The organism is Providencia rettgeri, from assembly GCF_001874625.1.
GTDB classification, from domain to species: domain Bacteria; phylum Pseudomonadota; class Gammaproteobacteria; order Enterobacterales; family Enterobacteriaceae; genus Providencia; species Providencia huashanensis.
The window spans coordinates 1,393,834-1,406,622 of the sequence record NZ_CP017671.1; the positions used below are offsets into that span (position 1 = coordinate 1,393,834).

The 12,789-nt window shown below is 41.8% G+C and carries 11 protein-coding genes and 1 other annotated feature; of the genes, 2 read left to right on the plus strand and 9 right to left on the minus strand.

The genetic code is table 11. The annotated features are described in order from the left end of the window. Positions 1-2: 2 nt before the first annotated feature. The 5 genes from hisH to hisG are packed head-to-tail and all read right to left on the minus strand — an operon-like array spanning position 3 to position 4,973. Entirely contained in the window at positions 3-596 is a 594-nt protein-coding gene (gene hisH / locus RB151_RS06240; protein WP_042846544.1) for an imidazole glycerol phosphate synthase subunit HisH, read from the minus strand. Beyond that, positions 596-1,663 (minus strand): bifunctional histidinol-phosphatase/imidazoleglycerol-phosphate dehydratase HisB, encoded by a 1,068-nt coding sequence (gene hisB, locus RB151_RS06245; protein ID WP_042846543.1) that lies wholly within the window; start codon positions 1,661-1,663, stop codon positions 596-598. Before hisB ends, hisH begins: the two co-directional genes overlap by 1 nt. A 13-nt stretch (positions 1,664-1,676) precedes the next feature. After that, the gene (gene hisC, locus RB151_RS06250) at positions 1,677-2,747 is read right to left on the minus strand and encodes a histidinol-phosphate transaminase (protein WP_048606525.1); all 1,071 of its coding nucleotides are present in this window, start codon (positions 2,745-2,747) and stop codon (positions 1,677-1,679) included. Positions 2,748-2,750: 3 nt separating this feature from the next. Next, on the minus strand, positions 2,751-4,067 hold the full coding sequence (gene hisD, locus RB151_RS06255) for a histidinol dehydrogenase (protein ID WP_048606526.1): 1,317 nt from the start codon (positions 4,065-4,067) through the stop codon (positions 2,751-2,753). A gap of 6 nt (positions 4,068-4,073) precedes the next feature. Next, positions 4,074-4,973 carry an ATP phosphoribosyltransferase gene (gene hisG / locus RB151_RS06260; RefSeq protein ID WP_042846642.1) on the minus strand — a complete coding sequence of 300 codons (900 nt, stop codon included), beginning with the start codon at positions 4,971-4,973 and terminating at the stop codon, positions 4,074-4,076. Between the two features lie 40 nt (positions 4,974-5,013). Then, positions 5,014-5,141 (minus strand) — a sequence feature (His leader region). A 268-nt stretch (positions 5,142-5,409) separates the two neighbouring features. Between hisG and RB151_RS06265 the strand changes: the two genes are divergently transcribed. Beyond that, positions 5,410-6,237, plus strand: a complete 828-nt coding sequence (locus RB151_RS06265; RefSeq protein WP_042846540.1) for an SDR family oxidoreductase — start codon at positions 5,410-5,412, stop codon at positions 6,235-6,237. Here RB151_RS06265 and RB151_RS06270 read toward each other — a convergent pair whose 3' ends face one another. Continuing rightward, positions 6,238-6,861 (minus strand): glutathione S-transferase family protein, encoded by a 624-nt coding sequence (locus tag RB151_RS06270; RefSeq protein WP_042846539.1) that lies wholly within the window; start codon positions 6,859-6,861, stop codon positions 6,238-6,240. A gap of 232 nt (positions 6,862-7,093) precedes the next feature. Between RB151_RS06270 and RB151_RS06275 the strand changes: the two genes are divergently transcribed. Beyond that, complete coding sequence (locus RB151_RS06275; RefSeq protein ID WP_071547877.1) at positions 7,094-8,299, plus strand: serine hydrolase; 1,206 nt, start codon at positions 7,094-7,096, stop codon at positions 8,297-8,299. Positions 8,300-8,374: 75 nt separating this feature from the next. Here RB151_RS06275 and RB151_RS06280 read toward each other — a convergent pair whose 3' ends face one another. The 3 genes from RB151_RS06280 to ybjG form a co-directional block, all read right to left on the minus strand. Further along, positions 8,375-9,742 carry an L-serine ammonia-lyase gene (locus RB151_RS06280; protein ID WP_048606527.1) on the minus strand — a complete coding sequence of 456 codons (1,368 nt, stop codon included), beginning with the start codon at positions 9,740-9,742 and terminating at the stop codon, positions 8,375-8,377. A gap of 74 nt (positions 9,743-9,816) precedes the next feature. Beyond that, positions 9,817-11,133, minus strand: coding sequence for a serine/threonine transporter (locus RB151_RS06285; RefSeq protein ID WP_042846536.1), 1,317 nt, complete (start codon positions 11,131-11,133; stop codon positions 9,817-9,819). Positions 11,134-11,983: 850 nt separating this feature from the next. Further along, the gene (ybjG, locus tag RB151_RS06290) at positions 11,984-12,592 is read right to left on the minus strand and encodes an undecaprenyl-diphosphate phosphatase (RefSeq protein ID WP_042846534.1); all 609 of its coding nucleotides are present in this window, start codon (positions 12,590-12,592) and stop codon (positions 11,984-11,986) included. Between the last annotated feature and the right edge of the window lie 197 nt (positions 12,593-12,789).

Genomic DNA, 12,789 nt, shown 5'->3' on the forward strand with positions numbered 1-12,789 from the left:
AATTACATCTCCAAAAAATTCTGAATCAAGCGAGAACCCGCAGCCCCAGAGCGCTCTGGGTGAAATTGTACGCCATAGAAATTATCGCGATTGATAGCACTGCTAAATAAATTTCCATATTGTGTTTGCGCAATGGTATTCGCTGAAATAGGCATAGCATAGCCGTGTACAAAATAAAAATAAGCATCATCGGCAATGCCTTTAAATAACGGGTTTCCAGCAAGTGCTTTGACTTGGTTCCAACCACTATGGGGAACAGGTAAACCGTTAGCATCCATTTTTTGTACTGGGCTATCAATCAACCCCAGTAATGGGATATTTGTTTGCCCTTCTTCGCTAAAGGAGCCAAGCAATTGCATCCCTAAACAGATACCTAATACAGGTTGAGTTAGCGCCTTAATTAATGGGACTAATTCACGCTCAATGAGCTTTTCCATTGCGGCACTAGCGGTACCGACACCGGGTAGAAACACCTTGTCTGCCTGTAAAATAGTATTGGTTTCTCGGCTGATCACCGGGTCATAGCCTAAACGTTTTACTGCATAAGCGACAGACGCCAAATTAGCACAGCCAGTATCAAGGATGACGACGTTCATCACAAAACCCCTTTTGAGCTTGGGAGGGTATCCCCTTCAACGCGGATCGCTTGGCGCAGTGTCCGACCAAAGACTTTAAATAAGCTTTCTGCTTTGTGGTGATCGTTTTTTCCTTTTGTTTTTAGGTGTAATGTGCAGCCCATTGCATAGGAAAGTGAGCTAAAAAAGTGCTCAATCATTTCTGTACTTAAATCACCTACGCGTTGGTATTTAAATTCTGCTTTATATTCAAGGTGAGGGCGACCTGAAATATCCAGTGCGCAGCGTGCTTGGCATTCATCCATTGGGAGCACGAAACCAAAGCGTGCGATGCCTCGTTTATCACCTAAAGCAATTCTGAGAGCTTCACCTAATGCAAGCCCTGTGTCTTCAACTGTGTGGTGGTCATCAATAAATAAGTCACCATTGACCTCGATATTTAAACGGAAGCCGCCATGGGTCGCTATTTGGTCTAACATGTGGTCGAAGAAGCCAACCCCAGTGTTGATTTTACTGCCACCTTCTTGGTCTAACCAAACTTCTACTTGTATATTCGTTTCTTTGGTAACGCGTTCTACTCGTGCATGGCGATTACGTTTAGTGAGTTGTGCTGTGATCGCTTCCCAATCAAGCTCAGTTGCATTATAACGTAAGCCTTTGATCCCCATATTATCAGCAAGCTGAATATCGGTTTCGCGGTCACCAATCACATAGCTGTTTTCGCTATCTAATACATTGCTATCTAAATAGCGTTCTACCAATTGAAGTTTAGGTTTACGGCAAGGGCAGTTATCTTCAGGCTTATGAGGGCAAATTAGAACTTCGTCAAACGTGATGCCTTGAGAAGTGAAAATTTGCATCATTAAATTATGGGGTGGTTCAAAGTCAGCAGTTGGGAAGCTATCGGTGCCTAAGCCATCTTGGTTGGTTATCATCACTAAGCGGTAATTGGCTTTTTGCAGAGCAAGTAAGCTAGGAATGACCGCTTTTTCAAAGGCGAGTTTGTTTAAGCTGTCGACTTGAAAATCCGTCGGTGGCTCAGTAATTAAGGTACCATCACGGTCGATAAAAAGAATTTTCTGGCTCATGAGTCATTCCTAATTAGCAAAGTGCTGCAATAGCTTCAATAACACGGGTATTTTCAATTTCTGTCCCGATAGTAATGCGTAAACAGTTTTCAAGACCAGGTTGTTTACTTTGGTCACGTAAAATAATGCCTTGATCCCACAGGGCTTTAAACACTTTATTGCCATCTTTAAAGCGCACTAAAATATAGTTAGTTTCACTCGGATAAACATGTTCAACCACCGATAAGTCACGCAGGGCTTCACTGAGGGCGATGCGGTTTTCTGTTACGGTTTTTACGCGGTTTCTCATGGTGGTTATGCCTTGTTCATCTAAGGCTTGAGCCGCAATCATGGCAACCGGTGTTGATAATGGATAAGGCGCAATCACTTTTAATAGCACTTCAATAACTTCAGGTGAAGCAAGGGTAAAACCACAACGTAACCCAGCGAGAGCGAAAGCTTTTGATAAAGTTCTTAAAATAACTAAATTTGGGTATTTTGCTAACCAAGTAGTCACGCTATATTGCGGGCAAAATTCAATATAGGCTTCATCAACTACCACCAATGCACGGCCCGCTGCCATATCTAACACTTCACGTAAATCTTTATTATCGATGATATTGCCCGTTGGGTTATTTGGGCTACAAATATAAATCAGTTTGGTATTAGATAAGTTTTCACGGATTGCATTAACGTTTAATGCCCAGTCTGGCAACGCCATGATTTTCTTTTGTTCAACACCAAAGGTTTCTGCACTGACGCTGTACATGCCATAGGTTGGCGGGCAAAACATCACCGCATCTTTTCCCGGCTCACAAAATGCGCGGATCAACAACTCAATGGACTCATCGGCTCCACGGCAAACCAACACCTGTTCTGGTGTAATTTGCGTATAAGCCGCATAGTTATTGATTACGGCAACCGGTTGGCATTCAGGGTAACGGTTAAGGTTATGTTCACTGAATTGATAATCAGGGGCAATGGGGTATTCGTTGGCATTGAGCCAGACATCACCATTTCCACCTAAGCGCCGTGCAGACATATAAGGGGTCATGGTTTTAACATTTTCACGTGCAAGACTGGCGGCATTAAATTTTTGGCTCATGACTTACTCCTGATTTTGTTTTTTTAGTTCGTTAACGCGTAAGGTAACGGCATTTTTGTGAGCGGTGAGTTGCTCTGCTTGAGCTAAAGTTTCGATGGTGTTGGCTAGCCCTAATAGGCCTTGTTTAGACAACTTTTGTACGGTCATGCGTTTCATAAAATCAGCAAGGCCAAGGCTTGAATAAGTCGAGGTATAGCCATAGGTCGGTAAAACGTGGTTAGTCCCTGATGCGTAATCCCCCGCAGACTCCGGTGACCAGTCACCAACGAATACTGACCCTGCACTAGTGATAGCGTCGACTAGGTTATCAGCATCGCGGGTTTGTAATATTAAATGCTCAGGGCCATAGCGATTGCTAATTTCAACGCATTGTTCGATCGAATCAGCGATGATCACACGGCTGGCACTCAGTGCTTCCCTTGCAATTTCTGCACGAGAAAGTTGCGCTAATTGTTTTTCTGTTTCCTCAATCACGCGCTGGGCAAAGTTTTCATCGTCAGTTAATAAAATGACTTGTGAATCAGGGCCGTGTTCCGCTTGTGATAGTAAATCAGATGCGGTGAACGCTGGGTTTGCTCCGCTATCCGCAATCACTAATACTTCAGAAGGGCCCGCTGGCATATCAATGGCAGCACCATCATGGCTTTGGCTGACTTGGCGTTTTGCCTCTGTGACATAGGCATTACCGGGGCCAAAAATTTTATCCACTGTAGGAATGCTTTGGGTGCCAAATGCCATGGCGGCAATCGCTTGTGCGCCACCTACTTGGAAAATATCGCTAATACCACACAGCTTGGCTGCATACAGAATTTCATCAGCAATTGGTGGAGGAGAGCACAGGATAATTTTCCGACAACCCGCAATATTGGCTGGTGTTCCCAACATCATAACCGTTGACAGTAATGGCGCGGAACCACCCGGAATATACAAGCCAACCGCATCAATTGGGCGCGTGATTTGCTGGCAAACAACACCAGCTTGGGTTTCTACCGTTATTGGTACAGGCTTTTGAGCCTCATGAAAACGACGGATATTGCCAATTGCCGTTTTCATTGCAGTTTTAATTTCATCACCAAGACGAGCTTCAGCTTCATCTACCGTATTCGCTGCAATACGCACGGTGTCGATTTCGGTTTTATCGAAACGACGGCTTAAGGTTTGAAGGGCAAGGTCACCTTCACGACGGACTTGGTCGATAATGTCACTGACCGCGCTAGTAATGCTGCCAGAGGCAGCAATAGCAGGGCGCATCAGCAATGCACTTTGTTGTTGGTCGTTACAATCTGCCCAGCGAATTGGCTGGTTGAATCCCATTTCCATGACGATTTACTCCATCATTTTTTCGATTGGCAGAACAAGAATTGAACTTGCGCCTAATGCTTTCAGTTTTTCCATGGTTTCCCAGAACAAAGTTTCGGAGCTAACCATGTGCATTGCTACACGGCTTTGTTCACCCGCTAGAGGTAAAATAGTTGGGCGCTCAGCACCAGGCAGTAGTGCAATAATTTCTTCCAGTGTTTCACTTGGCGCGTGTAACATGATGTATTTAGATTCGCGAGCTTGGATAACGCCTTGAATTCGGGTCATCATGCGGTCAATGAGTTGCTGTTTATCTGCCGACATTTCACCATCGCGTTGGATTAAACAGGCTTTTGAACGGTAAATGACTTCCACTTCTTTCAGCCCGTTTGCCTCTAATGTCGCCCCTGTTGAGACTAAGTCACAAATCGCGTCTGATAGGCCTGCACGTGGTGCAACTTCAACTGAGCCATTAAGTAAGCATGATTTAAATTGAATGCCTTTTTGGTCGAAATAACGTTTTAATAAGTGCGGGTAAGAAGTTGCAACGCGGGAACCATTTAAGCATTCTGCACCGGTATAGTTGAAATCTAATGGTGCAGCAAGTGATAGGCGGCAGCCGCCAAAATCAAGGCGACGTAGTGTTTTATATTGAGGGTCTTCACCTTGAGCACGGCGATTTAATAGCTCTTCTTCCAGAACGTTTTCACCAATGATACCGAGGTCAACAACGCCATCCATAACCAGCCCCGGAATGTCATCATCGCGGACACGAAGTAAATCAATAGGCATATTTTCTGCATAAGCAATCAAACGTTGTTGTTGTAAATTAATTTTGATCCCACAGCGAGATAGTAATTCTCTTGATTCTTCACTCAGACGACCTGATTTTTGAATTGCAATACGTAAACGTGATTTATCCAACATAACCTTACCCCATATTCCTTTAATAAATTTTTGTTTTAAAATAAAAAAACCCTCGGAAGATAATCTTCCGAGGGTTTTCTCAATTCGCATTTCAGCCACCGGAAGATTCGTTGATCGTCTTCCAGCACACATCGCCCGAAAGACTAATCAGGATGATGGTGATGATGATGGTTGCGTGAAATACGATTCATAATGTCTTCCGTTCTCTAATTTGCGTGAATGACTAAACATTCACTGTGCTAACTAAATACTCATTGGTATTCAACCTATCCGATTTCCCCCTATGAATGCAACCTTTTTTTAAAAAATAACCAATAATAATTAGTTGAGTAGGATTTATAGTGATAAATCCCTCAAAAAATGTATTCGGAAGTTTTAAGGTTTTCAGATAACCTAGAGTGAATTTCAGTGAATGAGTCAATGGAGGATCGATTGTATGAAAAAAGTGACCATCGTTGGGCTAGGTTGGGTTGGGTTACCATTGGCTCAGGCTTTATTAGCAAAGGGTATTCAAGTTGTCGGAACTAAGACGACGCCTGATGGCATAGAGGCCGCCCGTGCTGTGGGTATAGAATGCTATGCATTAAAGCTAACCCCTGAAATTGAGTGTGACAGTGAAGATTTAACTCAGCTTATGGTGGAGAGCGATGCCTTGGTCATTTTGCTCCCGCCTTCAAAAGTGAATGTGGACCAATACGTTGAAGCGATTGAAACTTTAGTTAATTGTGCAGTCACTTTTCGAGTGCCAAAAGTGATTTTTACCTCTTCTACCTCGGTATATGGGGAGCAAGATGGTGAAATCACGGAAAAAGCGAATCTTAATGGGTCAACAACCTCAGCGACGGCACTCATAAGGGCTGAACGCTGGTTACACCAATTGCCGAACATTTCAGTGGATATTTTACGACTCGCCGGTTTAGTGGGAGAGAAACGCCATGCGGGCCGGTTTTTAGCGGGTAAAACAGGGGTTAAAGGGGCTAACCTACCGGTGAATATGGTGCATCAAGATGATGTTATCACGGCAATTTTACTATTGCTTCAGCAGCCTGATGGCGGCCATATTTTTAACTTGTGTGCACCAACGCACCCCACACGCGCGGAATTCTATACCAAGGCGGCTAAATCGATTGGCTTAGTACCACCTGAATTTATTGATGAAATAAATGAGTCAGGAGGTAAAGTAATTAATGGTAATAAGATTTGCCAAGAACTTGGGTTTGAATATCAATATCCAAACCCTGACTTGATGAATATGACGCTATAATCACTTAATTGGGATCATAACAATTTTTTTGAATGCAGGGCGTGTGGTTAATTGCTGATACCAACGCTCTAAATTTTTGAATTCAGGGCGGTCGGTAACGATTTCATGCCATGGATAAAATAGCGGTGCGATAGCAATATCAGCAATGCCAAATTTGTCGCCACTGAAGTAAGCTTGGTTTGCTAATGCATCGTCGGCAATTTGCAATAATTTATTAATGTTGCCATAAATTACCTTAGCGAGTTCTGGGTCCCTTTCTGCTTGTGGGACACGGACAATTTTGTTCATCATCTGTTTGATGTGTTCAAACAGATTAGCACTACTCCAATCCATCCATTTATCCGCTGCGGCTTTCTCTTGCAGGTCTTTAGCGATCAATAAGTGAGAGTGATCAAACTTTTCCGTAAGGTAACGTAAAATTGCATTTGATTCCCACAGTGCAAAGTCATCATCCTGTAGAGTTGGAATTGTACTGTTTGGATTCATTTTTTTATATTCAGGTGTATCTAACCCACCAAATGGGCCACCCACATCTTTTTGATTATAAGCGACATTTAATTCTTCTAAGCACCAAAGTACCTTTTTAACGTTGGAAGAGTTGACGCGTCCCCAGACAGTTAACATTGCAGCCTCCTAAATTGATTTTTTTGTCATCAGCCATGGTTAAGATAGATTAAATTCACTCGTAGGCAAATCTTTATTTCCTATAGGTGGTCTCAGTGAAAATAAAGTCTTATATTAGGCTTGGTTAGATTGAGTTATCGCATTTGATCACAGCGGTGGTTTCATCGTTTAGTGATGTTGAGCAAGATGATATTTATTTTAAATGTTTTATGAATAAGTGAAGGAATAACCGATGAGTAAAAAAATGTTGTCCCTAAAAACCCGACAATTCGGGGTTGGGTTGAGTCTATTGATTGCCGTAAGTGGGAGTACGTATGCGGCTCAGACCCCGGTTGCTCCTCAAGTTGATGCAAAAGCATTCGTTCTAATGGATTATAAAAGTGGCAAAATCCTAGCGTCTGCAAACCCTGACGAGCGTTTAGACCCTGCAAGCTTGACTAAAATTATGACCAGTTATGTGGTAGGTCAGGCAGTTAAATCAGGGAAAATTACGCCGCAGGATATGGTAACAGTGGGGGAAGACGCATGGGCGACAGGAAACCCGGTATTAAAAGGCTCTTCACTCATGTTTTTGAAGCCGAAAGACCGTGTTTCAGTATTGGATTTAAACAAAGGAATTGTTATCCAGTCAGGGAATGATGCCAGTATCGCTTTAGCTGATTATGTTGCGGGGAGCCAGGATTCATTTGTCAGTTTAATGAACCATTATGTGCAACAAATAGGCTTAAAGAATACACACTTTAAAACAGTTCATGGCCTAGATTCTGAAGGGCAATTTAGTACAGCACGCGATATGGCTATTTTAACACAAGCGATGATCCGTGATGTCCCCGATGAATATGTATTGCATAAAGAGAAAGAATTTACCTTTAATAAAATTCGCCAACCTAACCGTAACCGTTTGTTGTGGAACCAAAATTTAAAAGTTGATGGCGTAAAAACAGGGCACACTAGTGGCGCAGGGCATAATTTAGTGGCATCAGCCACGGAAGGTGATATGCGCTTAATTTCTGTTGTGTTAGGGGCGCCAAGTGACCGAGTGCGTTTTTCAGAAAGTGAGAAGTTACTGACTTGGGGTTTTCGCTTTTTTGAAACGGTGACACCAATAAAAGCAGACACCACATTGAAGAAACAACGGGTTTGGTTTGGGGATACCTCGGAGGTTTCACTCGGTGTTGCTGATGATGTTTCTATCACAATCCCTAAAGGGCAGCTACAAAATTTAAAAGTAGATATTCAGCTTACAAATGATTCCCTTGAAGCACCTTTAGCGAAAAACCAAGCGGTAGGGACGATTAACTTTATTCTGAATGGTGAAGTCGTTGAGCAACATCCTTTAGTGGCAAAATCTGCTGTTGAGGAAGCCGGGTTCTTTGGTCGTATTTGGGACTATATCATGAAAACCATCAGCGGCTGGTGGAGTGCAATCTTTGGGTAAGTGATTATCTTTAGCTAAAACTAGCCCTAACCGTCCCACTATGGGGGATTAGGGCTAGATAGTGTATACAAGTATTTATTCGCAGTGTGCCAGTTTAATGGCTAGCCCGCCTTGGGAGGTTTCACGGTATTTTGCGTTAATGTCTTTGCCTGTTTCATACATCGTTTCAATAACTTTATCAAGGCAAACACGCGGGTCACTGACTCGTCGTAATGCCATACGCGCCGCATTAACTGCTTTCACCGACGCGATTGCATTTCGTTCAATACAAGGGACCTGAACTTGCCCGCCAACGGGGTCACAAGTTAACCCTAAATTATGTTCCATCGCAATTTCCGCGGCGATACACACTTGCTCAGGGCTACCGCCCATTAACTCTGCGAGACCTGCAGCCGCCATTGAACAAGCAACACCAACTTCCCCTTGGCAACCAACTTCAGCACCTGAAATCGATGCGTTCATTTTATATAGAGCACCGATAACCCCTGAGACTAAAAAATACCGAGTGTAGGAGTTCTCATTCACAGGGCGAATGAATTTATCATAATAGGCTAACACGGCGGGGACTATGCCACAGGCGCCGTTAGTTGGAGCTGTTACAACGCGGCCACCGGCAGCGTTTTCTTCATTGACGGCAAGAGCAAACATGTTGATCCAATCAATGACCGCCATAGGGTCTGTGTTTGTGCTATCGGTTGTGACAAGTTGGCGGCGTAGTGCTGCGGCACGGCGAGGGACACGTAATGGACCGGGTAATAAACCCTCCGTTGTCACGCCGCGTTCAATACCGGCTTTCATTACATCCCAAACGGAGGATAAATAATGTTGAATTTCATCTTTACTGCGTAAAGCTAATTCATTTTGCATTACCAGTGCAGAAAGGGATAAACCTGTTTCCTTACAATGCTTTTGTAAATCTGCCGCATATTTAAACGGATAAGGGACTTGAACTGCATTTTCATTCTCTTGGCCGAAATGCTCTTCATCAACGATAAAGCCACCACCAATGGAATAGTAATTTTTAGTGTATAGAATTTCGTTACCTGCAAATGCCGTGATAGTCATTCCATTTTCATGGAGCGGCAAGTTGGTATGATGAAAGTTCATCCCACCTTCGGTCGGAAAATCGACCTCATGTTGCCCTTGGGCTAAAAGAAGTTTACCTGTGTGCTCGACATTACGCATAAACGCAGGAATAGCGTCAATATCAATAGTATCGGGTAAGTTACCCGCAAGCCCCATAATGATTGCCATATCTGTGGCGTGGCCTTTACCTGTCAGGGAAAGCGAGCCGTATACATCAACCGCAATACGTGTAGTGGTGGTAAGTAAGTTTTGTTGAATAAGGTCATCAACAAATTGTTTGCCCGCTTTCATTGGGCCGACAGTGTGGGAACTTGAAGGGCCGATGCCTATTTTGAAGATATCAAATACACTAATCATATTCAGTGCTTCCTTTTGTAGAAAGTCATTGAAATCAGGTCGCTATTTTCATAATAACGACCTGGTAGCTTCAATTAGAAGAATAACTTATATATTGCCGCAGAGATAGCGACTAGACCCATAATTACGATAAATACATTACTGATTTTATCGGCATATTTGCGCATTGCAGGCACTTTGTTGATGGCATACATTGGCATCAGGAACAATAAGATGGCGATAACAGGCCCACCGAGGCTTTCGATGATATCCAGTACGCCAGGGTTTAATGTTGCAACTATCCATGTAGTGACTAGCATGAAGATTGCGGTACCACGGTTTAGCTTACGAACATCAACGGTTTTACCCTTTGCACGATAAGCACGTTCAACTAGGCCATTGAAACCTTCACGAGCACCTAGATAGTGCCCTAGGAAAGATTTAATAATTGCGATGAATGCAATAATTGCAGCTGCGTATTTGATGAATGGTTGATCGAAGTAGCCAGATAAATAGTCAAGAATACTGATATTTTGTGCTTTCGCCTGTGCTAGGTCTGCTGAAGATAAAGTAAACACACAACTAATGACGAAGAACATGACAGTCAAAACCATCAAAACATGTGCAGAAGCAAGAATACGTGAACATTTTTTTTCCGCTGCATCGCCATATTCTTCGCGTTTTGCGACAGAGAAAGCCGAGATGATAGGAGAATGGTTAAATGCAAACACCATCACTGGGATTGTTAACCAAATAGTGATCCAAATACTTTGCCCACCTGTATTTTTAGTGGCTTCAGTGATGCCTTCAAAGGTTAATGTATTCAGTACATCCCCACTCCAATGAGGGATCATATACAAAGAAAAGGCAACTAATACAGCGATAAATGGGAAAACCAGCATACTCATGACTTTGACTATGTATTTTTCACCAAAAGCAACAATCGCCATTACACCACCAACAAGGATCAAGGCAAGTAACCAGCGAGGTGGCGCGCCAACACCTAATAATTCGGTTAGGAATTTATTCACGTTATTGGTGATAGATACACCATAAACCAGCAAAATAGGGTAGATCGCGAAGAAATAAAGTAGGGTGATCCAGTTGCCTGCTGTACGACCAAAGTGTTCTTCTACAACACCAGTAATATCTGTGTCAGGTTTCGAACCAGAAAGAACGAACCGAGTTAAACCGCGATGAGCAAAGAACGTCATAGGGAAGGCTAAAACTAGCATCAATAAAACAGGTAATAAGCCGCTCATACCTGCGTTGATTGGCAAAAACAGTACTCCAGCACCGATAGCTGTACCATATAAACCCAGCATCCATACTGTGTCAGTTTTGCGCCAAGCATTACTGTTTACTGTTTGCGAGGCTGTTTTGTCGATGGAACCAACTTTTGTTGCATCCATAATAGTCTCCGAAAATAAAAGTCAAAAAAATCATTTAAGCGTAACGTTCAAATGCGTTACGACGTTTTAATCTTTTGGTACGAACAATTACTAAATAACAATCGTTTTCTTTTACGTAACAATCTGATTAGAAATAAAACTAAAAGTAATACTAATTTTATCTTCAATCAGTTTTGTAAATTTATCAGTAAATTTTAAAAATGGTTTTTGAGTGTGTGAATCTATAGTTTAACAGAATAAAGTACCGTGATCATTCTCTCAAAAGAGAAATATCCACCAAGTTTGCAAGGAATCATTATATTTTATAAAATTGTTAATAAAATTTGCGTTAGGTTTATTTTTTAAAACGTTTATATATTGATTTAATGAATTCTAAATAAGCTAAATACAAACAGAATTAAATTCTGCTGGAAAAACATTATTATATTAATAATCAGCATTAAACTGATTGAAATATAATCCACGCTAATCTAAGTATGAAGTTTTACTCTAATGCTAGGGCAATAAATTAGACTTTTGTCTTATGTAATATGTTGTTATTTAACATTATATTTTTATTTCTTGGAATGGTTTAGTGAGTGATTAACCAGAGGGTAATTTGTTGGGGATAAAATCATATATTAATTATTTATAGATATTTTCATGTCATTTTTTGTGACTTTTTTTGCGTCGAAAAAAATAATTAAAAAGCGTAACAAAATATTTGTTAATTAATTGTTTTAATAATTATGTTTAATACTTAAAAATAATTTTAAAGAAGAGGAAGAAAATAAGCAGAAACTTTGATTTAGCTCAATTTCTAAAATGAATAAAAGTACTGGTATTAATTAACACCAGTACTTTTTAATGACTATGGTTGGAACCAACCTTTGCGAATAAGAGAACCAAAAATTAAACTATAAAGCCGGGTTATAGGTTCTTGGATTTTATTTGCACCAATAGACCAGATAACCTGTGCAATTCCGCAGGCAACAATTGCTAATATAAAGGCACCTGCCATATCTAAAGGCCAATGGACACCTAGGTAAATGCGTGACCACGCAATCACGATAGCCGGTATCATCATCACTAACCCCACCCAAGTTCTTAGCCAGAAAAGGAAGGCAAAGGCGAAAGTAAAGACAATGGTGCCATGGTTGCTTGGAAATGATGGTGTGGCTTCATGATCTGAGAAGTTTGTTCCAATTCCCATGACAAATGGGCGATCGTGTGGGGCAATATAGCCAATTAACCAAGAAATGGCTAAACCTACAACAATAGCAATCGCTGCTTTGCATGCAAAAGCACGTTGGCGGGTCATATTTGGCTGGGCACCCCAGAACCAACAGGCAACAGTAAAAAGTGGAAAAATAAGGATTAAGCGCTTGGCAATAACATTGGCTAGCGCAATGGTTCCACTCGCGGTCTCTGGTGTGGCATTGATCAAATTGAAAAGATCAAGATTCAGTTGTTCCAGCACAGTTCAGTACCTCGGACAGTTAGTAAATAAGACAGAGCAAACATGTAAGAGGGAGAGATTAAAGTTTCCGACTTAGCAGGTAAAGTCCCTTTGTCTTATTATTGAAAGCGTTGTGCGACAAATTTACTTGCGGTTAAACAATTACTCAATGATTATTTAACGCGGTAAAGTGTTTTCGCGTCGTTGAGGAAGGGGAA